Source organism: Pseudomonas sp. AP3_22 TE3818, assembly GCF_053628995.1.
In genome coordinates this window covers 3,076,960-3,103,109 of sequence record NZ_JBRJHL010000001.1, presented here as the reverse complement: position 1 = coordinate 3,103,109, position 26,150 = coordinate 3,076,960, and the positions used below count along the sequence as shown (strand labels likewise).

22 protein-coding genes are annotated in these 26,150 nt (G+C 61.2%); 13 read left to right on the top strand and 9 right to left on the bottom strand.

Annotation, left to right across the window (positions count from 1 at the left end):
* Positions 1–25: 25 nt before the first annotated feature.
* Positions 26–1,105 (top strand): 3-deoxy-7-phosphoheptulonate synthase, encoded by a 1,080-nt coding sequence (locus AB7M25_RS13965; RefSeq protein WP_429560542.1) that lies wholly within the window; start codon positions 26–28, stop codon positions 1,103–1,105.
* 57 nt (positions 1,106–1,162) lie between these two features.
* Here the strand turns inward: AB7M25_RS13965 and AB7M25_RS13960 are convergent, their stop codons facing one another.
* Complete coding sequence (locus AB7M25_RS13960) at positions 1,163–2,227, bottom strand: hypothetical protein (protein WP_429387667.1); 1,065 nt, start codon at positions 2,225–2,227, stop codon at positions 1,163–1,165.
* 338 nt (positions 2,228–2,565) lie between these two features.
* Between AB7M25_RS13960 and AB7M25_RS13955 the strand changes: the two genes are divergently transcribed.
* The 12 genes from AB7M25_RS13955 (at position 2,566) to AB7M25_RS13900 (ending at position 18,897) form a co-directional block, all read left to right on the top strand.
* On the top strand, positions 2,566–3,447 hold the full coding sequence (locus AB7M25_RS13955) for an esterase/lipase family protein (protein WP_429387668.1): 882 nt from the start codon (positions 2,566–2,568) through the stop codon (positions 3,445–3,447).
* Between the two features lie 107 nt (positions 3,448–3,554).
* On the top strand, positions 3,555–3,836 hold the full coding sequence (locus AB7M25_RS13950; RefSeq protein ID WP_007974703.1) for a peptidylprolyl isomerase: 282 nt from the start codon (positions 3,555–3,557) through the stop codon (positions 3,834–3,836).
* 135 nt (positions 3,837–3,971) lie between these two features.
* Positions 3,972–5,840: an extracellular solute-binding protein gene (locus tag AB7M25_RS13945; protein WP_429519358.1), complete on the top strand. Its 1,869-nt coding sequence runs from the start codon at positions 3,972–3,974 to the stop codon at positions 5,838–5,840.
* On the top strand, positions 5,840–6,901 hold the full coding sequence (locus tag AB7M25_RS13940) for a microcin C ABC transporter permease YejB (protein WP_429387673.1): 1,062 nt from the start codon (positions 5,840–5,842) through the stop codon (positions 6,899–6,901). The genes AB7M25_RS13945 and AB7M25_RS13940 overlap by 1 nt, the downstream gene beginning before the upstream one ends.
* Complete coding sequence (locus AB7M25_RS13935; RefSeq protein ID WP_007974697.1) at positions 6,901–7,923, top strand: ABC transporter permease; 1,023 nt, start codon at positions 6,901–6,903, stop codon at positions 7,921–7,923. The genes AB7M25_RS13940 and AB7M25_RS13935 overlap by 1 nt, the downstream gene beginning before the upstream one ends.
* Positions 7,924–7,936: 13 nt before the next feature.
* On the top strand, positions 7,937–9,514 hold the full coding sequence (locus AB7M25_RS13930) for an ABC transporter ATP-binding protein (RefSeq protein ID WP_429387674.1): 1,578 nt from the start codon (positions 7,937–7,939) through the stop codon (positions 9,512–9,514).
* Between the two features lie 140 nt (positions 9,515–9,654).
* Positions 9,655–11,070, top strand: coding sequence for a sigma-54 interaction domain-containing protein (locus tag AB7M25_RS13925; RefSeq protein WP_429387676.1), 1,416 nt, complete (start codon positions 9,655–9,657; stop codon positions 11,068–11,070).
* 276 nt (positions 11,071–11,346) lie between these two features.
* Complete coding sequence (locus AB7M25_RS13920; RefSeq protein WP_429387679.1) at positions 11,347–12,738, top strand: GntP family permease; 1,392 nt, start codon at positions 11,347–11,349, stop codon at positions 12,736–12,738.
* 7 nt (positions 12,739–12,745) lie between these two features.
* Positions 12,746–13,519 carry a 3-hydroxybutyrate dehydrogenase gene (locus AB7M25_RS13915; protein WP_429519362.1) on the top strand — a complete coding sequence of 258 codons (774 nt, stop codon included), beginning with the start codon at positions 12,746–12,748 and terminating at the stop codon, positions 13,517–13,519.
* Positions 13,520–13,734: 215 nt separating this feature from the next.
* Entirely contained in the window at positions 13,735–15,690 is a 1,956-nt protein-coding gene (locus AB7M25_RS13910) for an acetoacetate--CoA ligase (protein ID WP_454237472.1), read from the top strand.
* Positions 15,691–16,017: 327 nt separating this feature from the next.
* Entirely contained in the window at positions 16,018–18,555 is a 2,538-nt protein-coding gene (locus AB7M25_RS13905; protein WP_454237471.1) for a PAS domain-containing protein, read from the top strand.
* A 66-nt stretch (positions 18,556–18,621) separates the two neighbouring features.
* Positions 18,622–18,897, top strand: coding sequence for a peptidylprolyl isomerase (locus AB7M25_RS13900; RefSeq protein WP_007898282.1), 276 nt, complete (start codon positions 18,622–18,624; stop codon positions 18,895–18,897).
* A gap of 141 nt (positions 18,898–19,038) precedes the next feature.
* Here the strand turns inward: AB7M25_RS13900 and AB7M25_RS13895 are convergent, their stop codons facing one another.
* The 8 genes from AB7M25_RS13895 to AB7M25_RS13860 form a co-directional block, all read right to left on the bottom strand.
* A complete protein-coding gene (locus tag AB7M25_RS13895) occupies positions 19,039–19,971 on the bottom strand; it encodes a sugar kinase (RefSeq protein WP_429387689.1) in 933 nt (310 codons plus the stop codon).
* Between the two features lie 121 nt (positions 19,972–20,092).
* Positions 20,093–21,310, bottom strand: coding sequence for an amino acid deaminase (locus AB7M25_RS13890; RefSeq protein ID WP_429388980.1), 1,218 nt, complete (start codon positions 21,308–21,310; stop codon positions 20,093–20,095).
* 38 nt (positions 21,311–21,348) lie between these two features.
* The gene (locus tag AB7M25_RS13885) at positions 21,349–22,113 is read right to left on the bottom strand and encodes an IclR family transcriptional regulator (RefSeq protein WP_102702095.1); all 765 of its coding nucleotides are present in this window, start codon (positions 22,111–22,113) and stop codon (positions 21,349–21,351) included.
* A 142-nt stretch (positions 22,114–22,255) separates the two neighbouring features.
* On the bottom strand, positions 22,256–22,645 hold the full coding sequence (locus AB7M25_RS13880) for a RidA family protein (protein WP_046038467.1): 390 nt from the start codon (positions 22,643–22,645) through the stop codon (positions 22,256–22,258).
* Between the two features lie 30 nt (positions 22,646–22,675).
* Positions 22,676–23,470 carry an amino acid ABC transporter ATP-binding protein gene (locus tag AB7M25_RS13875; protein ID WP_429388983.1) on the bottom strand — a complete coding sequence of 265 codons (795 nt, stop codon included), beginning with the start codon at positions 23,468–23,470 and terminating at the stop codon, positions 22,676–22,678.
* A complete protein-coding gene (locus tag AB7M25_RS13870) occupies positions 23,467–24,129 on the bottom strand; it encodes an amino acid ABC transporter permease (RefSeq protein ID WP_104448356.1) in 663 nt (220 codons plus the stop codon). The genes AB7M25_RS13875 and AB7M25_RS13870 overlap by 4 nt, the downstream gene beginning before the upstream one ends.
* Before the next feature lie 9 nt (positions 24,130–24,138).
* Positions 24,139–24,801: an amino acid ABC transporter permease gene (locus AB7M25_RS13865; RefSeq protein WP_429389088.1), complete on the bottom strand. Its 663-nt coding sequence runs from the start codon at positions 24,799–24,801 to the stop codon at positions 24,139–24,141.
* 51 nt (positions 24,802–24,852) lie between these two features.
* Positions 24,853–25,701, bottom strand: coding sequence for a transporter substrate-binding domain-containing protein (locus AB7M25_RS13860; protein WP_429519397.1), 849 nt, complete (start codon positions 25,699–25,701; stop codon positions 24,853–24,855).
* Positions 25,702–26,150 lie beyond the last annotated feature (449 nt).

The following is a 26,150-nucleotide window of genomic DNA, read 5'->3' as shown; positions in this document are numbered from 1 at the left end:
GCCACCAGCCCAGGAAGCCTTGAATATGAACTCGTCCGTCTCCGCACTGCCGCTGTCCACCTTGAGCCCTGCCAATGAAGCGCTGACCCTGCGCCTGCCCAGCTCATTGCAACTCAAACAGCAATTGCCCCTCGGCAACCTCCTGACCCGGCAAGTAGCCACCCACCGTCAGGCGGTTCGCGCGATCCTCAACGGTGAAGACTCCCGTCTGCTGGTCATCGTAGGCCCATGCTCGATCCACGATCCGGAATCAGCCCTCGAATACGCCGGCAACCTTGCCCGCCTCGCCACCGAAGTCAACGACGAAATGCTCCTGGTGATGCGCGCCTACGTCGAGAAACCCCGTACCACGGTTGGCTGGAAAGGCCTGGCCTACGATCCGCACCTGGATGGCAGCGATGACATGGCCGCCGGCCTGACGCTGTCCCGCGAGCTGATGCGTGAAATGCTCCGCCTGGGTTTGCCCGTCGCCACTGAACTGCTGCAACCGATGGCCGCCGGCTACTTCGACGACCTGTTGAGCTGGGTGGCGATTGGCGCCCGAACCACGGAGTCGCAGATCCATCGGGAAATGGCCAGCGGCCTGGGCATGCCTGTCGGGTTCAAGAACGGGACTGACGGCGGTGTCGCTGTCGCCAGCGACGCCATGCGTTCCGCCGCCCATCCGCATCGCCATTTCGGTGTCGACAGCCAGGGCCATCCCGCGATCATTCAAACCCCGGGCAATGCGGACACTCACCTGGTATTGCGCGGCGGCCATCGCGGGCCGAACTACGACAGCACCAGCGTCGCCCGGGTGAACAGTGACTTGACCAGGCTCAGGATTCCGGCCCGGATCATGGTCGACTGCAGTCACGCCAACAGCGGCAAAGACCCATTGCGCCAGCCGGCCGTGTTCAACGATGTACTTGAACAGCGTCTGCAAGGTGATCGTTCGCTGATCGGCATGATGATCGAGAGCCATTTGTTCGAGGGCTGTCAGCCGTTGAGTTCGTCATTGCAATACGGTGTGTCAGTGACCGATGGCTGCCTTGGTTGGGCCGGGACAGAACAACTGTTGCTTGAAGCGGCAGATCGGCTGCGAGTGCACGACAACGCCCAATAACCGGCATCATCTGTCCGCCCTCCGGCCTTCATGTGAAGACTGGAGGGCAAATGGCGATCAATGCCCCATCAGGGATTGCACCTGAACCCGTGTCACCCCGGATTGCTGAGAGATGCCATCAAGGCGCTCGACCGAACAGGTTACACGGATCGCAGAGTCTCGATGCTCCCTCCAGAACCGGTAGGGAACGATGAATATCAACGGCTCGCCGGCGGTGTCTCTGGTGATTTCGCGCTCGTCACAGTGATTGAATTTCTCCCCGTCGCATCTCAGGCAAACCAGCTCCCCTTTTTCAGCCCTGGGGTTTTCGATGACGACCGTCACGCCATCCTGCGCATCAAGCAGATCCACCCAACCTTCGTCGGCTTCCAGCACAATGGGTGCTGGCAGTGGTCCCCGCTCCATCTTGCCAATCATCAGTGTCGCTGCTTCAGAGTAACGAGGACCATGCCCTGCTTGCTTGACGCAATAATCGACGGAAACCGAGGAACCCAGATTGAGCGCTACGCACTCCGGACTGACCCAAAACGACAGTTCGCCCCCCACAGCAAAGGACTCGACCTTGAGTGCATCACTGAAACTTGCTTCGAGCGAAACGCCAGCCCAGGTCAGCAACACCCAGTCGCCCGCCGTCATGCGCGCATAGGGTTTGATTGTCACAATCGCCCCTTCCTTGACCCGATCCGGATCAAGCGTTCTACCCACCGCGTCGTTCACCGTCGCGGGTAACAGGTCTGACTGCACATCCCCCACACACAGCTGTAAACGATGGGAATGCACGAGCCCGGTAAAGCGACTGCTCAAGAGCGAGTAGCTGATTTCGAGTGAGCCACCGTCGAGTGCCTCGATATAAGCGCTACCCACGGCAAAGATCATGTCCTCGCCGACCCGGTCGTCACTGACAAAACGCGTCACCTGATGATTGCAGGCGAGGCCATCGGCATCCAGACCCGCCCAATTCAATAGCAATTTGTCGCCGCAGGTCATGCCTGGATAAGGGCGGACCCTGATGACGGCTTTTCGGTCAGAGGGGTTCAGAACGCCGTTTTCCGCCTGCTCCAGTACGGGCGGTGGCAAGGGTTGCAGTACGAGATTCAAGGTGTCGGGTTCATAAACAGTCATTCATTCGCTCCATTCCTTGGAATAAACACCGAACGGGTGGCCGGCTTTGGATGACATCTATTTAACCTCACGACTACCCGCCGTGATGTCGGCCTCTCACTCAACCTCGCTCGGAAAGTCGATACATGTGAAGTAGGTCTTTGATCAAGAGCCACCTGAATGCCGTGAAAAATCGTCAAACGATTCCGACTAAAGCCTCAGCAAATCTTGAGCATTCTCACTTGCTCTATTCCGCTTTCCGCAAGTTCCGGCGGACTTTTCATACATCGCGCCAACCTCGAGTGTTTTAGAGTGAAGCGCCATGCAGTCCCGACGAACTTCTGTGCAAAGGTGTGAATATGCAAAGGAATGCAAGCACTCGTTATCCAATACTGCTGATCCATGGCCTTTTCGGCTTCGAAAGAATCGGCAAGTTCGAGCTGTTTCACGACATCAGGCAGGCGCTGAGGAACGCCGGAGCAAGGGTGTTCGTTCCCCACTTGTCGGCCATCCATGACAACGAAGTACGCGGTAACCAATTGCTCATGCAGGTCGAGCGGGTACTGGAAGGAACCGGTGCACGCAAAGTCAACCTCATCGGCCATAGCCAGGGTGCATTGGCCGCACGCTATGCCGCAGCGATTGCGCCACACAGTGTGGCGTCGGTGACTTCCGTCAGCGGGCCGAACCATGGCTCGGAGCTCGCCGATTTCCTGCGCAAGGCATTGACACCGGGCCGTCTGCCGGAACATGTGGCCGAGACGGTAGTGACCCTCTTCGCCGACTTCCTCGCGACCCTGAGCGACAACCAGTACCAGCCGCAGAACGCCATTGCCGCCCTCAATGCACTGACCACCGAAGGCGTAGGCGTATTCAACGACAAATACCCGCAAGGGCTGCCCGCCACCTGGGGTGGCAAGGGGCTCGAACGGGTCAACGGTGTTCGTTACTACTCGTGGAGCGGCGTGTTGCAGTCGAATGTGGCCAAGGAAGGGCTCAATGCGCTCGATCCGCTCAACGCTTTCTGTCGGGCCCTTTCTGGCTATTTCGTCACGGAAGCCGGGCAGAACGACGGTTTTGTCGGTCGCTTCAGTTCTCACCTGGGCACGGTTATCCGTTCCGACTATGCGCTGGATCATCTGGACACCATTGGCCAACCGACGGGCCAGTTGCGCACAGGTGTCGACCCGGTCGAACTGTATGTCCAGCATGCCGAGCGCTTGAACGCCGCCGGCCTGTGAGGGACTGCCCACCGTGAATCCCGCATGGAACGGAACTTTGAGGAGAAATAGCTCACTGAATCCGGTAGGCTCCGCACTTTACCGAATATTGAAAGGAGTATTTTTCCATGGCCAAAGCCACTGCCCGTCACATCCTGGTTGCCTCGGAAGCCAAGTGCAACGAACTCAAGGCCCAAATCGAGGCTGGCGCCGATTTCGCCGACGTTGCCAAGGCAAACTCCACCTGCCCTTCCAGCCGCCAGGGCGGTGATCTGGGTTCGTTCGGTCCAGGCCAGATGGTCAAGGAATTCGACACCGTGGTCTTCAGCGCGCCGCTCAACGTGGTCCAGGGCCCGGTCAAGACCCAGTTCGGTTACCACCTGCTGGAAGTGACCAGCCGTCAGGACTGATCGACGCTTGAGCTATTCACACAACGGCCCGCCTTTTGGTGGGCCGTTGTGTTTCGCGCGCGTAATTCGGCTGGCGAGGGACGCGCCGCTAGCGTACAAATTGTCGTTAACGACTACCCGGCTCTAAGGCTGACAATGCGACTGGCTTTCCCTACCTTGTTGTTCACGGCCGTGGCCCTGCTGTCGGGTGCCGCAGGTGTGAATGCGGCACCGCAACCGGCAATGACCGTGTACGGCGAACCGGCAAAATACCCTGCCGGCTTCAGTCATTTCGCCTACACCAATCCGCTGGCCCCCAAAGGCGGCACGATGCGGCGATCGGCGATCGAAATCGGGCAGTTCGACCATGTCTTGCCTTACATCGACAAAGGCATCGGCGTCACCCAGATTGACGGCTTGCTCTATTCGCCGCTGGCCCAGCGCTCGCTGGACGAGCCGTACACTGTGTATGGCCTGGTGGCAGAGAAGATGGAGCGTTCCGAGGACGGCCTGTCACTGCGTTTTTATCTCAATCCCAAGGCGCGTTTTGCCGATGGCAAAGCCATTACCGCCGAAGATGTGCGCTATACCTTCGACCTGCTGATGACCCAGGGCAGCCTGCGTTACCGCACCCAGTTCGCCGACGTCAAAGGGGTAGAAGTGGAATCTGCGCTGACTATCCGCTTCGATTTCAAGAACAACGAAAATCGCACCCTGCCGCTGGATATCGCGACCCTGCCGGTGTTTCCCGAACACTGGTGGAAGACTCGCGATTTCGCCAGTGGCGGCGGCTATGAAGCGCCGTTGGGCAGCGGCCCCTATAAAGTCGGCAAGATCGATTCCGGGCGCAGCATCACCTTCGAGCGCAATCCCGACTGGTGGGGCAAGGACCTGCCGGTCAGCCGTGGCCTGTACAACTTCGATCATTTCAGCATCGAGTACTTTGGCGATACCGACGTGGCGCGCCAGGTCCTGCGCGGTGGCGCCTATGATTACAACCGGGAATTTTCCGCCACCGGTTATTCCATCGGCTATGACAGCCCGGCCCTGAGCGACGGTCGCCTGCAAAAAGCCCACCTCGCTACCGAGGCACCGCAGCCAGCCCAGGGTTTTGTGTTCAATCTGCAAAAGCCCATGTTCCAGGACCGTCGCGTGCGCCAGGCGCTGGTGATGCTGTGGGACTTCGAGTGGAGCAACCGGCAGATGATGCGTGATATGTACATTCGCCAGCAGAGCTTTTTCTCCAACACCGATCTCGCCGCCCGACAACTGCCGGATGCCGGGGAGCTGGCGATTCTCGAACCGCTGCGCGGGCAGATTCCCGACGAAGTCTTCACCCAGGTGTTCGAGGCGCCGAAGACCGATGGCAGCGGCGTGATTCGCGACAAGCAGTTGCAGGCCCTGGACTTGCTCGAACAGGCCGGCTGGAAACCCGATGGCGACCAACTGGTCAATGCCGACGGCGAGCCATTGAGCTTCACCTTCCTGGTCAGCCAGAACGGCATGGACCGTCTGCTGCTGCCCTATAAACGCACGCTGAAACAGATCGGCATCGACCTCAATATCCGTCGCATCGACTCGTCCCAGTACGTCAATCGCCTGATGAGCCGCGACTACGACATGATCGTCACCGGCTACCCCGTCACCACCTCTCCGGGAAACGAACTGCTCAATTACTTCGGTTCCGAGGCGGCCACCGACCCGGGCTCCAACAACTACATGGTGTTGAAGAACCCGGCAGTGGACACCCTGATCACCGGGCTGATCCGGGCCAATACCCAGGCTGACATGCTGCATTACGCCCATGCCCTGGACCGGGTGCTGCAATGGAATTACTACTGGATTCCCAACTATTACCCGCCGGGCACCTCGACGGTGTGGTGGAACCGCTTCGGCATCCCGAACGTGCAAGCGAGCAATGACGAAGCCATCGAGAGCTGGTGGGAGATGAGCACCACGCCATTGACCAACCAACAGATGACGGCCGAGCGTATCAGCCGTGGCAAACCCGGAGGGCCGCACTGATGTGGGCTTACATACTGCGGCGCCTGCTGCTGATCATCCCGACGCTGGTGATCATACTTCTGGTCAACTTTGTCATCGTCCAGGCCGCGCCGGGCGGCCCGGTCGAACAGGCCATCGCACACTTGCAGGGCATCGGTGGCGCCGCGGTTGGCGGCGGCTCCGGCGAATCCATCAGTGGCAAGTCCCGGGCCAGTCGCGGGCTCGATCCGCAGCTGATCAAGGACATTGAAAAACAGTACGGCTTCGATAAACCGGCACACGAACGCCTCTGGCTGATGCTCACCAGCTACGCGCGCCTGGACTTCGGCAAGAGTTTCTTCCGTGGCGCCACGGTCACCGACCTGATCCTCGAGAAAATGCCCGTGACCATTTCCCTCGGACTCTGGGCGACGCTGATCACTTACCTGGTGTCGATTCCCCTGGGCATCCGCAAGGCCGTGCACCATGGCAGCCATTTCGACATTTGGAGCAGTACCGCGATCATCATCGGCTACGCCATGCCGGCGTTCCTGTTTGCGATGTTCCTGATCGTGGTGTTTGCCGGCGGCACTTCGCTGAACTGGTTTCCCGTTCGCGGACTGGTCTCGGACAACTTCGAATCGCTGTCGACCCTGGGCAAAGTGGCCGATTACTTCTGGCATCTGGTGTTGCCGGTCACCGCGCTGGTGATTGGCGGTTTCGCCACGCTGACCATCCTGACCAAGAACTCGTTCCTCAATGAAATCACCCGCCAGTACGTGGTCACTGCCCGGGCCAAGGGTTTGAGTGAACGACGGGTGCTCTATGGACACGTGTTCCGCAACGCCATGCTGCTGGTGGTGTCGGGCATTCCCCAGGCGTTCATCAGTGTGTTTTTTGCCGGCTCCCTGCTGATCGAAGTGATCTTCTCCCTCGACGGCCTGGGCCGCATGAGTTACGAAGCAGCGGTATCCCGGGACTATCCGGTGGTGTTCGGCTCGTTGTTCATCTTCACCCTGTTTGGCCTTTTGATAAAACTGGTCGGCGACCTCTGCTACACCCTGGTCGACCCGCGTATCGACTTCGCCGCGAGGAACGCCTGATGCTCAAGCTTTCACCGCTGGCGCGCCGACGCTTCGAGCGTTTCAAGAAAAACCGTCGGGGCTGGTGGTCGCTCTGGCTGTTTGTCGGCCTGTTCCTGATGACCCTGGGCGGCGAACTGATCGCTAACGACAAACCGCTGATGGTCAGTTATCAAGGCCAGTGGTACTTCCCGGTGTTCAAGCGCCACACCGAACAGGAGTTCGGCGGGCAACTGCCGTTCCAGGCCGACTACCGCAGCGACTATGTGCAGAAGCTGATCAAGAAGGATGGTGGCTGGTTGCTCTTTCCACCGATTCCATTCAGTGACGACACGCCCAACTATGACCTGAACAAACCCGCTCCAAGTCCGCCCACCAGCGTCAATTGGCTGGGCACCGACGACCAGGCGCGGGACGTTCTGGCCCGGGTGATCTTCGGTGCCCGGGTGTCGATCCTGTTTGCCTTGATGTTGACGTTTGTCAGCGCGCTGATCGGCATCGCGGCCGGGGCCCTGCAAGGCTATTACGGGGGCTGGGTGGATTTGCTCGGCCAGCGCCTGCTGGAGGTGTGGTCCGGGTTGCCGGTGCTGTACCTGCTGATCATCCTGTCGGGTTTCGTCGAGCCGAATTTCTGGTGGCTGCTGGGAATCATGGCACTGTTTTCATGGCTGGCCCTGGTGGACGTGGTGCGCGCCGAGTTCCTGCGCGGGCGCAACCTGGAATACGTCAAGGCCGCGCGCGCGCTGGGCCTGACCGATCGCAAAGTCATCGTCCGGCACATTCTGCCCAATGCCATGAACGCGACCTTGAGCTACCTGCCGTTCATTCTCACCGGGGCGATTTCCACCCTGACGGCACTGGACTTCCTCGGCTTCGGCATGCCGGCAGGCAGCGCTTCCCTGGGTGAACTGATCGGTCAGGGCAAGCAGAACCTGCAGGCGCCGTGGCTGGGCCTGACGGCGTTCTTCACCCTGGCGCTGATTCTTTCCTTACTGGTGTTTATCGGCGAGGCGTTGCGAGACGCCTTCGATCCGAGATCTTGAGCGGACGGCTGCAATGACCAACCTGATCGAAATCCGTGACCTCAGCGTGGCCTTCAGCGGCCAGACCGTGGTGCGCAATCTGTGTCTGGACATCCGCCCCGGCGAATGCCTGGCGCTGGTGGGCGAATCGGGATCGGGCAAGTCGGTGACGGCGCATTCGATCCTGCAACTGCTGCCGCAAACCGATACCCGGACAACGGGCAGCATCCGCTATCGCGGCCAGGAACTGGTGGGTGCCGATGCCGGCAAGTTGCGACAACTGCGCGGCAATCGCATTGCGATGATCTTCCAGGAACCGATGACGTCCCTGAACCCGCTGCACAGCATCGAAAAACAGATCGGCGAAACCTTGCTGGTGCACAAAGGCCTCGCGGGCAAAGCGGCGCAGGCGCGGATCCTCGAACTGTTGCACCTGGTGGGCATCCAGAAACCCGAGGAGCGCCTCAAGGCCTATCCCCATCAATTGTCCGGCGGGCAGCGCCAGCGGGTGATGATTGCCATGGCCCTGGCGTGCGAACCGGAACTGCTGATTGCCGACGAACCGACCACCGCGCTGGATGTGACGGTGCAGCGCAAGATCCTGCTGCTGCTCAAGTCCCTGCAACAACGGCTGGGCATGTCGCTGCTGCTGATCAGCCACGACCTGAACCTGGTGCGCAGCATCGCCCAGCGCGTGTGTGTGATGAAGGCCGGGGAAATCGTCGAGCAAGCGCCGTGCGAAACCCTGTTCACCGAACCGAAGCACCCTTATAGCTGCGTATTGCTGCACGCCGAACCCGAGGGCGAAGCCTTGCCCCGGGACGAGCGCGAAAACGTACTGGAGGTGAACGATCTGCAGGTGCGGTTTCCCGTCAGTGGCGGCCTGTTCCAGCGCAAGACCTGGCTGCGTGCCGTCGATGGCATCAGCCTGAACATTCAACGCGGCAAGACCCTGGGCATTGTCGGTGAATCCGGTTCGGGCAAGTCCACACTCGGCCAGGCGATCCTGCGTTTGCTCGACTCCGAAGGCAGCATCCGTTTTCAGGGCCAGGCGCTGGACGGCCTGACGCAAAAACAGCTACGGCCGTGGCGCAAGAAGATGCAGGTGGTGTTCCAGGACCCCTTCGGCAGCCTCAGCCCGCGAATGTCAGTAGCGCAGATCATCAGCGAAGGCCTGGAAGTGCACAGCCAGTTGAGCACTGAAGAGTGCAACGCCGAAGTGATCCGCGCACTGAGCGAAGTCGGCCTCGACCCGCAAAGTCGCCATCGCTATCCACACGAATTTTCCGGCGGCCAGCGCCAGCGCATCGCCATCGCCCGGGCACTGGTACTGAAGCCGGCGCTGATCCTGCTCGACGAACCGACCTCGGCGCTGGACCGCACGGTGCAGAAACAGGTGGTCGCCCTGCTCCGCCAGCTTCAGGAAAAACACGGCCTGACCTACCTGTTCATCAGCCACGACCTGGCGGTAGTGCGCGCCCTGGCCCACGACATGATCGTGATCAAGGACGGCAAGGTGGTGGAACGCGGCGCCAGCCATGAGGTGTTTGACTCACCGCAGCATCCCTACACCAAGGAGCTGTTGGCGGCGGCGTTGTTGGGGCAGGCATAATCTTGTCGTTGGACCGCGGCGCGGCCTTCGCGAGCAAGCCCGCTCCCACAGTTGATCTGTGTCGTTCACAAATCCCCTGTGGGAGCGGGCTTGCTCGCGAAGAGGCCGGTACAGGCAAAACATAATCAGGATCAGCCCCCATGAACACCACCGAAAGCCTCAAGGACTACCAGCGCGTTCGCCTGCTGGCGATCCGTTCATTGTTCGAGATCATCGAGCAATCGAGCGAGGGCACGGTGATTGTCGACCGCGATGCCAACATCGTCTGGATGAATGAGCGCTATGCCCGACGCTTCGGCCTGCAATCGGCGCAAGTGGCGATCGGCAAGCCCTGCGAAAGCGTGATTCCCGGCAGCCTGTTGCGTGAAGTGGTGCGCACCGGCCGGCCGATTCTGCTGGATATGCAAGACACCCCAAAAGAGCCGCTGGTGGTCATGCGCCTGCCGATTCACGACGATGCCGGTGTGGTGATCGGCGCCATCGGTTTTGCCCTGTTCGACGAACTGCGCAGCCTGTCGCCGATGCTCAAGCGCTATATGAGCATGCAGGAAGAACTGGCTTCCACCCGCTCGCTGCTGCGCGCGCGGCAGACAAAATACAACTTTGCCCATTTCATCGGCACCAGCGCCGCCAGCCTGGAAGTCAAACGCCGCGCCCGGCGCAGTGCGAGTACCGAATCGCCGGTACTGCTGCTCGGCGAAACCGGGACCGGCAAGGAGTTGTTGGCCCAGGCCATCCACAATGCCTCGCCCCGCGCGCACAAGGCGTTTGTCAGTATCAACAGCGCGGCGATTCCCGAATCACTGCTGGAGGCCGAATTCTTCGGCACCGCCCCCGGCGCGTTTACCGGAGCCGACCGCAAGGGCCGCGCCGGCAAATTGCAGATTGCCCAGGGCGGCACTTTGTTCCTCGACGAAATCGGCGACATGCCGCTGCCCCTGCAAAGCAAACTGCTGCGGGTGTTGCAGGAAAAGGAATTCGAGCCGGTAGGCTCCAACGAAGTGATCCAGAGCGATGTGCGGGTGATCGCCGCGACCTCGACCGACCTGGAAGCGGCGATCAAACGCGGCGAGTTCCGCGCCGACTTGTATTACCGCCTCAACGTGCTGCCGATCCAGGTTCCGCCCCTGCGCGACCGCCTCGATGACGTGCCGGCGCTCAGTGAAGCGATACTCGAGGAACTGCGCAGCCAGCATGAACTGCACCACGAGGCCCTGGAATTGCTGGGGCAACACGCCTGGCCGGGGAACATCCGCGAATTGCGCAATGTGCTGGAGCGCGCGGCGCTGCTCAGCGATGACTTGCGCCTGACGGCGGCAGACATCCGCGCGGCGATTGGTACGTTCACCCCGGTGGAACGCGTGACGCCCCTGGCCCAGGAGCCCGTTACCCATGAAACCTTCAGTGCGGCGCGGGAGCGATTCGACCGGCAACTGATCGAAACGACCCTTGCGCAATGCGGGGGCAAAGTCATTGAGGCGGCGGCGCGATTGGGGCTGGGGCGGTCGACGTTGTACAAGAAGATGGCGGCGCTGGGGATTGTTGAGTCTCTATAAAGAGACACAATTCTCCTTTATAGGACGCGCTGCGCGCGAATCGCTGGCAAGCCAGCTCCTACAGGTTTACGCAATCCCCTGTAGGAGCTGGCTTGCCAGCGATGAGGCCAGTACAGCCAACATATGTCTCCAAATTGAGACAAAACCACCCAGAAAATTCACAAAAATACAAATATATCCTTATATTTCAATAGCTTAAGTATCTGGCACAAAACTCGCTATACGCATCTCCTACCAAGCTTCACCCTACAAAAATAACAACCCAGGAGACACACCATGAGTGTGATCATTGCCTTGGCAGCCCTCGCGCTGCTGATGCTGGCTGCCTACCGTGGCTATAGCGTTATCCTTTTTGCCCCGATTGCCGCCCTCGGCGCCGTCCTGCTCACCGACCCCTCTGCCGTCGCCCCCGCTTTCACCGGGGTGTTCATGGAAAAAATGGTCGGTTTCATCAAGCTGTATTTCCCGGTGTTCCTGCTCGGCGCAGTGTTCGGCAAGCTGATCGAACTGTCCGGTTTCTCGCGCTCCATCGTCGCGGCGGCGATTCGTCTGCTCGGCACCCGCCAGGCGATGCTGGTGATCGTGCTGGTCTGCGCCCTGCTCACCTATGGCGGCGTGTCGCTGTTTGTGGTGGTGTTCGCGGTCTACCCGTTTGCCGCTGAAATGTTCCGCCAGAGCAACATCCCCAAGCGCCTGATTCCGGCGACCATTGCCCTGGGCGCGTTCTCGTTCACCATGGACGCCCTGCCCGGTACGCCACAAATCCAGAACATCATCCCCAGCACCTTCTTCAACACCACTGCCTGGGCGGCGCCGTGGCTGGGCGTGATCGGCACGATCTTCGTGTTCTGTGCCGGCATGCTGTTTCTCCAGCGCCAACGCAACAAGGCACAGCGCGCCGGTGAAGGTTATGGCTGCGACCTGCGCAACGAACCGGAAACCGCCGCCGACCTCAAGCTGCCCAACCCGTGGCTCGCGCTGTCGCCACTGTTGGCGGTAGGCATCATGAACCTGCTGTTCACCCATTGGATTCCGCAGGTGTACGGCAAGACCCACAGTCTCGCGCTGCCAGGCATGGCCGCGCCGGTGACCACGGAAATCGCCAAGCTCACGGCGATCTGGGCGGTACAGGCAGCCTTGCTGGTCGGCATCCTCATGGTGCTGGTGTTTGGCTTCCAGGCGATTCGCAGCAAACTCGCCGAAGGCAGCAAAAGCGCGGTCAGCGGGGCGCTGCTGGCGGCCATGAACACCGCTTCGGAATACGGTTTCGGCGCGGTGATCGCGTCCCTGCCGGGCTTTCTGGTGTTGGCCGACTGGCTCAAGAGCATTCCCAATCCACTGGTCAACGAAGCGATTACCGTGACCCTGCTGGCCGGCATCACCGGATCCGCCTCGGGCGGCATGAGCATTGCGCTGGCGGCCATGTCCGAGCAGTTCATCAGCGCCGCCCATGCGGCGAACATTCCGCTGGAAGTGCTGCACCGGGTCGCCGCGATGGCCAGCGGCGGCATGGACACCCTGCCGCACAACGGTGCGGTAATCACCCTGCTGGCGGTCACCGGGCTGACCCACCGCGAGGCTTACAAAGACATTTTCTGTATTACGCTGATCAAGACCCTGGCGGTTTTCGTGGTGATCGGCACTTTCTACGCCACTGGCATTGTGTGAGGTATTCATGACGACTCTTTCGGGCAAGACCGCACTGGTCACCGGCTCCACCAGCGGCATCGGCCTGGGGATCGCCCTCAGCCTGGCCAAGGCCGGGGCCAACCTGATCCTCAACGGATTTGGCGATGCATCCAAAGTTATTGCCGAGGTGGAACAGTTCGGCGGCAAGGTCGGCCATCACCCGGCCGATGTCAGCGACCCGGCACAGATTGCCGACATGATCGCCTACGCCGAGCGTGACTTCGGTGGCGTCGATATTCTGGTCAACAATGCCGGCATTCAACACGTGGCAGCGGTGGACGAGTTTCCGGTGGAGCGTTGGGATTCGATCATCGCGATCAACCTGTCGTCGGTGTTCCACAGCACCCGCTTGAGCCTGCCGGGCATGCGCGCCAAGGGCTGGGGCCGGGTCATCAACATTGCCTCGGTGCATGGCCTGGTCGGTTCGGTGGGCAAGTCAGCCTATGTCGCCGCCAAGCACGGGGTGATCGGCTTGACCAAAGTGGTCGCCCTGGAAACCGCGACCACCCAGGTCACCTGCAACGCGATCTGCCCAGGCTGGGTACTGACGCCACTGGTGCAGAAACAGATCGACGATCGTGCCGCGAGTGGGGTTGATCCACAGCAGGCGCAGCATGATTTGCTCGCCGAAAAGCAGCCATCGCTGGAGTTCGTGACACCGCCGCAACTGGGTGAGCTGGTGCTGTTTTTGTGCAGCGACGCCGGCAGCCAGGTGCGGGGCGCGGCGTGGAATGTGGATGGTGGGTGGTTGGCGCAGTGATCAGCCTCTAACCCTGTGGCGAGGGGGCTTGCCCCCGTTGGGTGGCGAAGCCGCCCTATAAGTATCATTGGCAAATCCGGTTGCCTGGTTTTGCGACTGCTACGCAGCCGAACGGGGGCAAGCCCCCTCGCCACACAAGCTCCCCTGCCACACCTAGCCACAAAAGCCTGCTCCACATCAGCTTGTGTGAAAGCATAAAAAAGAAGAGGCAAACCATGTCCGACATCCTCTGGCAACCCGACGTCAAACGCATCGGCAAGACCCGCATGGAGGCCTTCCGGCGCTTCATCAATCAGCGGTATCACCTCAAGATTGACGACTACCCGGCCCTGCACCAATGGTCCATCGAGCAACGCCCCGACTTCTGGCAGGCCATCGTCGATTTCTTCGACATCCGTTTCCACGAACAACCCGACGCCGTGCTGCTCGAAGGCCCGCAGATGCCCAGCGCCCAGTGGTTCCCCGGCGCCACGCTGAACTTTGCCGAACACCTGCTGCAGCGCCGCGATGATGCGATCGCCGTGGTAGCCGTTGGCGAAAACGGTCAGCGTGAACATTTGACCTGGGCCGAGCTGGCAGAGCATGTCGCCGGCTTTCAAAACGGCTTGATCGCCGCCGGCGTCGGTGTGGGTGACCGGGTCGCCGCGTGCATGCCCAACACCTGGCAAACCCTGGTGGCCATGCTCGCCACCACCAGCCTTGGCGCTGTCTGGTCCTGTTCTTCACCGGACTTCGGCACCCAAGGGGTGGTTGACCGTTTCGGCCAGATCGAACCGAAAGTGCTGGTGACCTGCGCCGGCTACCGCTATGCCGGCAAAGAGATCGACCAGACGGCCAAGGTCAACGAAATCCTCGAACGCCTGCCGTCGTTGCAACAGTTGATCGTGGTTCCGTATGCGCGGCCTCAGGCGCACATCGTAGACTTCCGCACCCCAGCCAACGTGACGCTGTGGGACGATTTCTACGCGCCCGGCGGCGAACCGGTTTTCGTCCCGGTGCCCTTCGCCCATCCGCTGTACATCCTCTATTCCAGCGGCACCACCGGCGTGCCCAAATGCATCATCCACAGCACCGGCGGCGTACTCCTGCAACACGTCAAGGAACACGGCCTGCACTGCGATCTCGGCCCCGGCGAGCGTCTGTTCTACTACACCACTTGCGGCTGGATGATGTGGAACTGGCTGGTCTCGGCCCTCGCGGTAGGCAGTGCGGTGGTGCTGTACGACGGCTCGCCGCTCCATCCTGACCCGCAACGCCTGATCGACCTGATCGACGACGAAGGGATCAGCGTCTTCGGCACCAGCCCGAAATACCTCGCCACCCTGGAAAGCAACGGCATCAAGCCCCGTGAAAGCCATGACCTGGGCAGCCTCAAGACGTTGCTGTGCACCGGCTCGGCGCTGTCGCCGCAGAGTTACGACTTTGTTTATCGCGATTTCAAGGCTGACCTGTGCCTGGCCTCGATGTCCGGCGGCACCGACGTCGTCTCGTGCTTCGTCAACGGCAACCCCGTGTCGCCAGTGCGGCGTGGCGAAATCATGGGCAAGAGCCTGGGCATGGCCGTCGAGGTATGGAACGACGCCGGCCAGCCGGTGATCGGCGAAAAAGGCGAACTGGTCTGCACCCGGCACTTCCCGGCGATGCCCGTTGGCCTGTGGAACGATGCCGATGGCGAAAAGCTGCGCCAGTCCTATTTCAGCCTGTTCCCCGGCATCTGGGCCCAGGGCGACTACGCCGAACAATTGCCCCATGGCGGGATGATGATTCACGGCCGCTCCGATGCCGTGCTCAACCCCGGCGGTGTGCGCATCGGCACGGCGGAAATCTACCGCCAGGTGGAAAAGATCCCGCAGGTGCTCGACAGCGTGGCCATCGGTCAGCAATGGCAGGATGACGTGCGGGTGGTGCTGTTCGTACGCTTGCGCGACGGGCTTGAGCTGGACGAGGCGCTACAGCAACAGATCCGCCAGACGATTCGCACCAACACCACGCCGCGTCATGTGCCGGCGAAGATTGTCGCGGTCACCGACATTCCACGGACCATCAGCGGCAAGGTGGTTGAACTGGCGGTGCGCAATGTGGTGCATGGGCAGAAGGTGAAAAACACCGATGCCCTGGCCAACCCCGAAGCGCTGGAGCAGTACCGCGATCGACCCGAACTCCAGGATTGACTGTAGGAGCGAGCCTGCTCGCGATAAACCCGAGAGCGCCGCGGGGTACCTGCCAACCCGCGTTATCGTTGACGACCATCGCGAGCGAGCTCGCTCCTACAGGGTTTCGTGGCCGTTGCTCTTTTGTAGGAGCGAGCCTGCTCGCGATAAACCCGAGAGCGCCGCGGGGCACCTGCCAACCCGCGTTATCGTTGACGACCATCGCGAGCGAGCTCGCTCCTACAGGGTTCTGTGTCGCTTGACCGTTCACCATGATGGATCCTCCACAATCGATCACCTGTGCAAGAATAGACGCCAGCTAAACCGACTCAGGCGCAGGACTCCCGGATGAACGCAATACCCACCGCCAGCGATGCCCAGGCCCTGATCGCCCGGATCGACTGGGCAAGCAGCCCGCTGGGCGCTGCCAGCACCTGGCCACAGAGCCTGCGAACCGCCGTGGACATTGTCATTCACTCACCGATGCCGATGCTGCTGCTATGGGGCTCGCAACTGACACAGATCTACAACGACGGCTTCGCCCTGCTCGCCGGAAGCAAGCATCCGCAGGCTTTCGGGCAACCGACACACCTGATCTGGCCAGAGTTGAAAGACTTTACCGACCCGATCTACAGCGCCGTCCTGCAAGGTCAGGTACGAACCTACAGTGAGCAGCGCTTTACCCTGCAACGTGAGGGCCGGGAGTCCGACTTCTGGCTCGACCTCACCTACAGCCCGATCCGCGACGAAGGTGCCGAGGTGGCCGGGATCCTGGTGACCGCCATCGAAACCAATGAACGCCGGCGCATCGCCCTCGAACTCGAACAACGCTCGGCGGCCAGCCTCAAGGCCCAGCGTGAAACCGAGGAACGCCTGCAACTGGCCCTCGCCGCCACCGATGCGGTGGGTACCTGGGACTGGGACATCAGCGAGGACCGTTTCATCGCCGATGCGCATTTTGCCCAGCTTCACGGCGTCGACCCGACCATGGCCAACCAGTTGCCGATCAGCGAATACCTGCACGGCGTACACCCGCAGGACCGCGCCCTGATCACCCGCAGCATCAAGCACTGCATCACCCACGGCAGCGAATACGCCGAGGAATATCGCCTGTTGCAAACCGACGGCCAGATGCGCTGGGTGTTTGCCCGCGGTCGCTGCTACAAGGACCATCACGGCCGGCCGATCCGATTCCTCGGCGCCGCCCTGGACCTGACGGAACGCAAACACACCGAACAGGCCCTGCGCCAGAGCCAGACCGAGCTGCAACTGATCATCAACGCCATGCCGATCCTGATCAGCTACGTCGACCGCGAAGAACGCTTTCGCCTCAACAACGCGGCATACCTGGACTGGTACGGGCTGACGCCGCAAGAGCTTTATGGGCGAACCATTCTTGAAGTGCTCGGCGAAGAAGCCTACGCACTACGCGCCCCGTACATCACCGAGGCGCTGTCCGGCCGACCCTGCTGTTTCAGCATCAGCACGCCACACCGCGACGGCAGCATCCGCCAGGCCTTGATGAATTACCTGCCACGCCACGGTGCAGACGGTGCGGTCAACGGTTTCTACATCTTCGTGATCGACGAAACCGAACGCAAAAACACCGAAGAAGCCCTGCGCAACCTGAACGAAACCCTTGAGGAACGGGTGGCCGCCCGCACCCGACAACTGGCCGAGGCCAACGAGCGTCTGCAAAACGAGATGTTCGAGCGTGAGCGTGCCGAAGACGCCTTGCGCCATGCCCAGAAAATGGAAGCCGTCGGTCAGCTTACCGGCGGCATCGCCCATGACTTCAACAACATGCTTACCGGCATCATTGGCAGCCTCGACCTGATGCAGCGCTACATCGCCGAAGGCCGCGCCAACGAGATCGGCCGGTTCACCGACGCGGCAGTGTCCTCGGCCAACCGCGCCGCCGCCCTCACCCATCGCTTACTGGCGTTCTCCCGGCGGCAGTCGCTCAATCGCACGCCCCTGAACCCCAACGACCTGATTCGCTCGCTCGAAGACCTGTTGAGTCGCACCAAAGGCGACCACATTGAACTCAGCCTGCAATTGGCCGAGAACATCTGGCGGGTCAACACCGATGTCAGTCAGCTGGAAAACGCCCTGCTCAACCTGGTGATCAACGCCCGGGACGCCATGCCCGGGGGCGGCGAGTTGCAGATCGAAACGGCCAACGTGTACCTCGACGGCAGCGACATCACGACCCTGGAACCGGTCAAGGCCGGCGATTACGTGATGATTGCCGTCAGCGACAACGGCACCGGTATGACGCCCTCGGTGCTGGCCAAGGCATTCGACCCGTTCTTCACCACCAAGCCTATCGGCCAGGGCACCGGCCTGGGCTTGTCGATGATTTACGGTTTTGCCCAGCAATCGGGGGGCCACGTCAGCCTGTTCAGCTTGCCAGGACGGGGCACCAGCGTGCGTTTGTACCTGCCGCGCCTGCATTCGACCGAGCCGGAAAAAGTCCTGTCACCCGTGGTCGGCGAGGCGCCGGCGGCGATTGCCGGCGAAACGGTGATGCTGGTCGAGGACGATGCGGCGGTACGCATGCTGGTACTGGACCTGCTCAGGGAACTCGGTTACCGCGCCCATGAAGCCGAAGATGCCAAAGACGCGCTGCCGGTGCTGGAGTCGGACCTGCGGGTGGACCTGCTGGTGACCGACGTGGGGTTGCCGGGCATGAACGGCCGACAACTGGCAGAAATCGCCCGCCAGCATCGTCCCGAACTGAAAGTGTTGTTCATGACCGGTTACGCGGAGATCGCGGCCGAGCGCCAGGGTTTCCTTGAAGAAGGCATGGACATGGTGACCAAACCGTTTTCCATCGACCTGCTGGCCAACAAGATTCGCACGATGATCGGTCAACCGGACTGAGTTGAGGCATAATCGCGCCCCCCACTGCCACCCACATAGCCAGTATCGTTGCAAGGTAACCGCCCCATGAAAGCACAAGCCCGCCATATCCTGGTGAAAACCTCGGAAGAAGCCGAGCAGCTCAAACAACGCATCGCCAAGGGTGAAGCGTTTGATGTGCTGGCCAAGAAGTATTCGACCTGCCCGTCGGGCAAGCGCGGCGGCGACCTCGGCGAAGTGCGGCCGGGGCAGATGGTCGGCGTGATCGATGCGGTGATCTTCAAAAAACCGCTGCGGGTGGTGCATGGCCCGATCAAGAGCAAGTTCGGCTATCACCTGGTGCAGGTATTTTACCGGGATTGAGTGGTTGGCTTCAGAGCCTATCGCTGGCAAGCCAGCTCCCACAGTGGTCGCGGGTGTGGCTGCAATCCATTGCAACTCAAAAATCTCTGTGGGAGCTGGCTTGCCAGCGATCCGATGGCGCAGCCAGCGGCCATTCAGCGCTTACTTCGGGATCAACGCCCCCGGCACCTGAATCACCCGACTCGCCAACCGATGCCCGGCCTCGGCGGCCTCTTCGGGGCTGCCTCCTTTGAGCCGCGAAGCCAGATACGCAGCACTGAACGAATCCCCCGCCGCCGTGGTGTCCACCACCCGCTCGACCTTCTGCGCCGGCACCTCGAACGACTCGCCATCACAACGAATCAGGCACGCTTGGGCGCCGCGCTTGAGCACCACTTCCGGCGTACCCATCTGCTCATACGCGGCAAACACCGCGTCATCATCGGCATAACCAAACAACGCCTGTTCGTCATCCACCGTCAGCAATGCCAGATCGACCTGCGGCAGTACGCTGCGATACGCCGCCCGGGCGTCCTCGACCGATGCCCAGAGCCGTGGCCGGTAGTTGTTGTCGAACACGATCCGCGCATCGCGCTGGCGGGCTTCGATCAGGGTTTCCAGGAGTTTTTCCCGACCTTGCACGCCGAGTACCGCCAGGGTGATACCACTGAAATACAGCACATCGTAGTCCGGCAGCGCCGCGAGGATCGGTGCGGCCGCCGGGGTGGTGAAACAGTCGCGTACCGCCGCTTCATTGCGCCAGTAAAGAAAGCGTCGCTCACCGGCGGCGTCAGTCTGGATGCAATACAAACCCGGCAGGCGTCCGGGCAGGCGCTGGACCCTCTCGAGGCCGATGTTTTCCGCCGCCCAGCTCTGGCACATCGCGTCGCTGAAACTGTCATCGCCCAGGGCGGTGACGTAGTCCACGGTGCCGCTCGTCCCCAGTTCCCGGGACAGGTACACCGCCGTGTTCAAGGTGTCGCCGCCGAAGCTTTGTTGCAGGCTGCCGTCGGCGCGATGCTGCAACTCGATCATGCATTCGCCGATCAGGGCGATGCGCGGGGTGTTGGGGCCGAGGGTGTTGATGGTGTTCATTGTTGTGGGGTCTCTGGTATTGCGATGTTGTCTGGTCGGCCGCCATCGCCGGCAAGCCGGCTCCTACAGGGGAAATGTAGGAGCCGGCTTGCCGGCGATGGCGGCACCTCGGTCCTGAGCCTTAGAAACAGGTTTCCATGGTCTCGATGACGTTCAGTTGCTCATCGACCAGACAGCCGACACGCCACTTGTCGAACGTCAGGCACGGGTGCGAAGTACCGAACGAAATGATGTCGCCCACCCGCAGATCAACCCCCGGCGCCACGGTCATGAACGCATGCTGGTCCATGACCGCGGTGACTTTGCAGGCACTCACGTCATCGCCGTTGGCCGGCACCACGCCCGCCTTGTAGCGCCGCAACGGCACCGGCAAACCGGCGTCGTAGGCCACGTCGCGCTTGCCCAGGGCAATCACCGCAAACCCTGGCTCCGGCAACGACTGCACGTGCGCCCATACTTCCAGCGCAGGGCGCAGGCCTTCGTGAAGGTCGCTGCGACGGTCGAGCACGCAGCACTGCGCTTCCTTGTAGATGCCATGGTCGTGCGCCACGTAACTGCCGGGACGCAGCACGCTGAGGAAGCGTCCGGCGGCGTTCTGTGCTTCGAAGGACTCGGCAATCAGGTCATACCAGGCCGAACCCGACGCGGTGATGATCGGCTTGGCAATGGCGAAGGCGCCGCTGTCCTGCAACTGCACCGCCAGGCGCACCAGTGACGCCGCGAAATCGCGGATACCGGTCACGGCGTGATCGCCATGGATCACCCCTTCGTAGCCTTCGATCCCGGTCAGGGCCAGGGCCGGTTGCGCGGCGATGGCCTTGGCCAGGTCGAGCACTTCCTGTTCGCTGCGGCAACCGCAACGCCCGCCGACCACGCCGTATTCGATCATCACGTTCAGGCGCACGCCACGGGAGGCGAAGTAGGCGCCGAGGTCGGCGACGTTGTCCGGGTGATCGACCATGCAATAGAAGTCGAACGTCGGGTCGGCCAGCAGGTCGGCGATCAATGCCATGTTCGGCGTGCCGACCAACTGGTTGGCCATCAGGACACGGCGCACGCCATGGGCGTAGGCGGCGCGGGTTTGCGTGGCGCTGGCCAGGGTGATGCCCCAGGCGCCGGCGTCCAGTTGGCGACGGAACAACGCCGGGGTCATGCTGGTCTTGCCATGGGGCGCCAGTTCCGCTCCGCTGTCGCTGACAAACGCCTGCATCCAGCGGATGTTGTGTTCCAGCGCCTCGCGGTGCAGTACCAGCGCAGGCAGGCTGACATCACGCACCAGGCTGGCACCGATGGGCGCCGCGCCTTTATCCACGTTGGCAGTATGGGGGGCAGAAGACATGGTCGAACTCCTCGTCACGCGGCTGCAGGCAGCCGCTGTTATTCGTTGATGCGACGGGCCAGGCTGTTGGCGCTTGCGATCAGCACCCGGCGGTAGTCGTTGTAGTTTTTCTTCGCATCGGCCCGCGGGGCGACGATGCACAGGGTCGCGATGGCCACGCCGTCGGGGTTTTTGACCGGCGCGGCGAAGCAATGGGTAAAGGTGTCGGCGACGCTATCGAAGGAAAAGAACCCATCGATACCGGCCTGACGGATTTCCTTGAGGAACTGCGCAAGCTCCAAGCGTTCGCCATCGGGCAGGATGAAGTCGTCGTGGTCGATCAGGTCGACGATCTCCTGGTCGCTCAGGTGCGCCAGCAACAGGCGCCCGGAAGCGGTCCAGGGGATGGGCGCGTTTTCGCCGATGTCCGAGGAAATGCGGAAATGCCGCTCGCCTTCCTTCATCAGCGCCACGGTGTATTTGCGCCCGTTGAGCAGGCACATCTGCGCGGTTTCATGGGTCTGGCTGACGATGTCCTGCAAGGCGTGATCGGCCTCGCGGGTCAGGTCGAAATGGCGCAGGTGGGCCTGGCCGAGAAAGTACAGCTGACGACCGAGGTAGACATGACCGTCCTTGCCCACCGGCTCCAGGATCCGCCGTTCCAGCAGCGAGGCCACCAGTTCGTAGACCGTGGATTTGGGGCTGCCGATGCCGTTGGCGATGTCGTTCGGGCGCAGGGGCTGGCCGATCTCCTTGAGGAAATCGAGGATATCGAACGCCCGGTCCAGACCACGTGCCCGGCGCTTGATGGTGTCTTCGGTCATTTCAGTTCCCCTTTAAAATGCCGGGAGTTTACCTAGAGTCCTGTGGCGACCGTTAGGCCGCTATCGCTGGCAAGCCAGCTCCTACAGGTATTGCGCAGCCTTTGTAGGAGCTGGCTTGCCAGCGATGCAATCACCACAAATCTCAGGCCTTTTTCTTGTACGCAATGCAGTCGATCTCGACCTTGCAGTCGACCATCATGTTCGCCTGCACGCAGGCCCGTGCCGGGGCGTGCTCGGGTTTGAAGTACTCGGAGAAGACCTTGTTGAAACTGGTGAAATCCCGCGGATCTTCCAGCCACACGCCAGCACGCACCACATCCTCCAGGCCGAAACCGGCCTCTTCGAGAATCGCGATCAGGTTCTTCATGGTCTGGTGGGTCTGCTCGACAATGCCGCCCGTAATGATCTCGCCATCCACCGCCGGCACCTGCCCGGAAACGTGCAGCCAGCCATCGGCTTCAACGGCGCGGGCGAAAGGGCGAGGCTGACCGCCCGCGGCGGTACTGCCGGTGCCGTAACGAGTAATGCTCATGAGTATTTCTCCTGATTGAAAATTGAAGGATCAAAAACGCGTGCTTTTGAGAAACTCCGCCAGTCGTGGCGATTGCGGGCGTTCGAACAGTTCCTTGGGCGGCCCCTGCTCTTCGATACGCCCCTGATTCATGAAGACGATCTTGTCCGAGACCTCGAAGGCAAAGCGCATTTCGTGGGTCACCAACAGCATGGTCATGCCGTCTTCGGCCAGGCCCTTGATCACGCTCAGCACTTCGCCGACCAGTTCCGGGTCGAGGGCCGAGGTCACTTCGTCGAACAGCATCAGGCTCGGGTTCATCGCAATCGCCCGGGCAATCGCCACACGCTGCTGCTGGCCACCGGACAACTGACCGGGAAAGTGATCGCGCCGCTCCAGCAGGCCGACGCGCTCCAGCCATTTCTCGGCCAGGGCCACGGCCTCGTCCTTGTGCAGCTTCTTCACCTTGAGCAGGCCCAGGGTGACGTTCTGCAACGCGGTCAGGTGCGGGAACAGGTTGAACTGCTGAAACGCCATGCCGGTCATGGCGCGATGCCGGGCGATGACTTTTTCCGGGTGGCGCACACGCTTGCCGTTAACTTCGTCATAGCCGATGGATTCACCGTCGAGCAGGATCTGCCCGCCCTGGAACTCTTCGAGCATGTTCACGCAGCGCAGCAATGTGGTCTTGCCCGAGCCGCTGGAACCGATCAAGGTCACCACGTTGCCGCGCTGCATGCTCAGGTCGACGCCCTTGAGCACTTCGAGCTGGTCGTAACGTTTGTGCAGGCCGCGAATGTCCAGCAGGGGTTGGCCGTTTTGAGTATTGGTCTGAGTCTGAGTCATGGCAAAGCCACCCGCTTTTCAATGTGCCGGCCGAGTAACTCGATGCCGTAGTTGATGACGAAGAACAGGAAACCGGCGAACAGGTAAAACTCCAGGGTCATGAAGGTCCGGGCGATGATCTGCTGGGTACTGAGCAGCAATTCCGCCACGCCGATCACCGACAGCAGGGTCGAGGCCTTGACGATCTCGGTCGACGAGTTGACCCAGGTCGGCAGGATCTGCCGCAACGCCTGGGGCAACAGCACATAGCCGAGTGCCTGGTAGAAGGTCAGGCCGATGGCCTTGCTCGCCTCCATCTGTCCGCGCGGCAATGCCTGCAAGGCTCCGCGCACGATCTCGGCGACGTGGGAGCCGCAAAACAGCGTCAGCCCCAACGCACCGGCCTGGAATGCGCCGATCTGCCAGCCCAGCGCCGGCGCCATGTAAAAGCACGCCAGCACCAGCACGAAGACGGGTGTGCCGCGAATCACATCGACATAAAAACGAAACGGTGCGCGCATCCAGAATTTGCCGTAGGTCAGCACCAGCCCGGTGACGACACCCACCAGCGTGCCGAGCAGAATCGCCAGCACCGACACCTGGACACTGGTCAGAAAGCCTTGCCACAGCACTTCCCGCGCCACCCACAACTCATGCAACCAACTCGGGGATTCGTACATGGGCAGCTCCTATCGGCGAATCGCCAGACGCTGTTCGAGGTAACGCAGCATCATGGCAATGAGGTAACAGGCCGCCACATAGAGCGCCGTGGTCACCAGCCAGGTTTCGATCACCCGGTAGCTCTCGACATTGATCTTGCGCGCGTAATAGGTCAGCTCCGGTACGGCAATCGCGGCCGCCAGCGAGGTGTCCTTGAACAGCGAAATGAAGTTGTTCGACAGGGCCGGCAACACATTGCGCAGCATCACCGGCACGGTGACGTAGGCCTTGACCTGCCACTCGCCCAGCCCGATGGCCAACCCGGCTTCACGCTGGCCCTTGGGAATGCTCAGCAAACCGCCGCGAAACACTTCGGTCAGGTAGGCCCCGGCGTACAGCGACAGGGTGATGATGAACGAGGGGATCTTGTCCAGGCGGATGCCCAGGCTTGGCAAGGCAAAGTAGATCAACAGAATCAACACCAGGATCGGCGTGTTACGAATCACCGTGACATACACCGATGCCATCACCCGCAATGCGCGGTGCCTGGACAGCAAGGCAAACGCCATCATCAGGCCAATCACGCAGCCGAAGGCGATCGACACCAGCGCCAGTTCAAGGCCCAGGCCGAGCCCCGCCAGCAAGGTGTCGAAGTCGCGCCAGACGGCGGCAAAGTTCAACTGATAGTTCATGGTCAGCAGTACCTGAACGGGGCGATTCATCACCGCCCCGCTCTCACGGGATCATTGAAATTCGACGGGGAAACCAATCTTTGGCGAAGGCAGGTCGACGCCGAACCACTGCTTGAACGACGCCGCGTAAGTCGGGAATTCAACACCGGTCATGGCTTCATGCAGGGTGGTGTTGACGAAATTCAGCCAGTCCTGGTCGCCGCGCTTGACCGCGCACGCATAGGTCTGTGGGCTCCAGGCGTAGGCCGGGCTGCGATAACGGCCAGGGTTCTGCACCATCAGGTACTTCACCGAAGACTGGTCGGTGGCCGCCGCGTCGGCCCGGCCGGAGTTCACGGCCTGGTACATCAGGTCGACGCTGTCGTACTGATCGACCTTGGCCTTGGGCAGCGCCTGGTGCACCAGTTCCTCGGCGTAGACGTTTTGCAGCACTGCCACTGTGACGCTGTCACCGGCGGCCTGCATGTCGTCGATTTCCTTGTACTTGCTGTTCGCCGGCAACAGCAGGCCGACACCTTCGCGGTAATACGGCAACGTAAACGCCACTTGCTGGGCGCGGCTGGCGGTCACGGTGATGAACTGGCAACTGATGTCGACCTTGTCGGTCAGCAGGTTCGGAATCCGCGCATCGGACGACTGCACCACGTATTCAACCTTGGTCGGGTCGTTGAACAACCCCTTGGCGATCATGTGCCCGATATCGATATCGAACCCCTGCAACTTGCCATCCGCGCCCTGGAAGTGCCACGGCGCATTGGTGCTGCCGGTGCCCACAATCAGTTTGCCGCGGGCCAGAACGCTATCGAGCTTGCTGTCCGCCGCCTGGGCCACGCCCATGGCAGCGGCTGAAACTGCGAAAAGAAAAACACACGCTTTGAACAAGGATGGTCGGCGATGCATGGCAAGCACTCCAGGGTGATGTTTATTCCGCTATACCGGAACATGGTGTGTAACAACGGAATAGACAGCAGAAAGTGTGCCACAGCAAGTGCAGCGTTTCCCAGTGCATTTGAAAAATGAGCGCAATCAACAAGATGGCAATTCGTCGGGGTAAAGACGTTACCCATCGCCTCGAAAGCGAGCGCTACCGTTGGCTACAAGGAACGGGTACCCGGGCCCCAATCCTGTGCTCAGTCGCGGTAATTGCCCCATTACCCGCCTGCTTTTGCTTTAAGGATTCACTTCCAGTCCCCTATGTGCTATTTGACAGGGAATTTTTTGGCAAATGGCCATCCTATTGCCTTTACCGACGATCACCACCGCACGGGTGATCGGCATCCAGGCAGCCAGGAACCGGATTGGACAACCCCGGATTCGACTGCTTTATTCAAGTTCAAGATGGAATGAAC

What these genes read in the sequence shown, in the direction of transcription:
- AB7M25_RS13950 (WP_007974703.1), top strand. Translation starts at nt 3,555, where the DNA reads ATGGCCAAAGCCACTGCCCGTCACATCCTGGTTGCCTCGGAAGCCAAG.
- AB7M25_RS13890 (WP_429388980.1), bottom strand. Translation starts at nt 21,310, where the DNA reads ATGTCTTCTGCCCCCCATACTGCCAACGTGGATAAAGGCGCGGCGCCC.
- AB7M25_RS13895 (WP_429387689.1), bottom strand. Translation starts at nt 19,971, where the DNA reads ATGAACACCATCAACACCCTCGGCCCCAACACCCCGCGCATCGCCCTG.
- AB7M25_RS13920 (WP_429387679.1), top strand. Translation starts at nt 11,347, where the DNA reads ATGAGTGTGATCATTGCCTTGGCAGCCCTCGCGCTGCTGATGCTGGCT.
- AB7M25_RS13875 (WP_429388983.1), bottom strand. Translation starts at nt 23,470, where the DNA reads ATGACTCAGACTCAGACCAATACTCAAAACGGCCAACCCCTGCTGGAC.
- AB7M25_RS13870 (WP_104448356.1), bottom strand. Translation starts at nt 24,129, where the DNA reads ATGTACGAATCCCCGAGTTGGTTGCATGAGTTGTGGGTGGCGCGGGAA.
- AB7M25_RS13960 (WP_429387667.1), bottom strand. Translation starts at nt 2,227, where the DNA reads ATGACTGTTTATGAACCCGACACCTTGAATCTCGTACTGCAACCCTTG.
- AB7M25_RS13885 (WP_102702095.1), bottom strand. Translation starts at nt 22,113, where the DNA reads ATGACCGAAGACACCATCAAGCGCCGGGCACGTGGTCTGGACCGGGCG.
- AB7M25_RS13925 (WP_429387676.1), top strand. Translation starts at nt 9,655, where the DNA reads ATGAACACCACCGAAAGCCTCAAGGACTACCAGCGCGTTCGCCTGCTG.
- AB7M25_RS13935 (WP_007974697.1), top strand. Translation starts at nt 6,901, where the DNA reads ATGCTCAAGCTTTCACCGCTGGCGCGCCGACGCTTCGAGCGTTTCAAG.
- AB7M25_RS13930 (WP_429387674.1), top strand. Translation starts at nt 7,937, where the DNA reads ATGACCAACCTGATCGAAATCCGTGACCTCAGCGTGGCCTTCAGCGGC.
- AB7M25_RS13945 (WP_429519358.1), top strand. Translation starts at nt 3,972, where the DNA reads ATGCGACTGGCTTTCCCTACCTTGTTGTTCACGGCCGTGGCCCTGCTG.
- AB7M25_RS13880 (WP_046038467.1), bottom strand. Translation starts at nt 22,645, where the DNA reads ATGAGCATTACTCGTTACGGCACCGGCAGTACCGCCGCGGGCGGTCAG.
- AB7M25_RS13940 (WP_429387673.1), top strand. Translation starts at nt 5,840, where the DNA reads ATGTGGGCTTACATACTGCGGCGCCTGCTGCTGATCATCCCGACGCTG.
- AB7M25_RS13900 (WP_007898282.1), top strand. Translation starts at nt 18,622, where the DNA reads ATGAAAGCACAAGCCCGCCATATCCTGGTGAAAACCTCGGAAGAAGCC.
- AB7M25_RS13865 (WP_429389088.1), bottom strand. Translation starts at nt 24,801, where the DNA reads ATGAACTATCAGTTGAACTTTGCCGCCGTCTGGCGCGACTTCGACACC.
- AB7M25_RS13860 (WP_429519397.1), bottom strand. Translation starts at nt 25,701, where the DNA reads ATGCATCGCCGACCATCCTTGTTCAAAGCGTGTGTTTTTCTTTTCGCA.
- AB7M25_RS13910 (WP_454237472.1), top strand. Translation starts at nt 13,735, where the DNA reads ATGTCCGACATCCTCTGGCAACCCGACGTCAAACGCATCGGCAAGACC.
- AB7M25_RS13915 (WP_429519362.1), top strand. Translation starts at nt 12,746, where the DNA reads ATGACGACTCTTTCGGGCAAGACCGCACTGGTCACCGGCTCCACCAGC.
- AB7M25_RS13905 (WP_454237471.1), top strand. Translation starts at nt 16,018, where the DNA reads ATGAACGCAATACCCACCGCCAGCGATGCCCAGGCCCTGATCGCCCGG.
- AB7M25_RS13955 (WP_429387668.1), top strand. Translation starts at nt 2,566, where the DNA reads ATGCAAAGGAATGCAAGCACTCGTTATCCAATACTGCTGATCCATGGC.
- AB7M25_RS13965 (WP_429560542.1), top strand. Translation starts at nt 26, where the DNA reads ATGAACTCGTCCGTCTCCGCACTGCCGCTGTCCACCTTGAGCCCTGCC.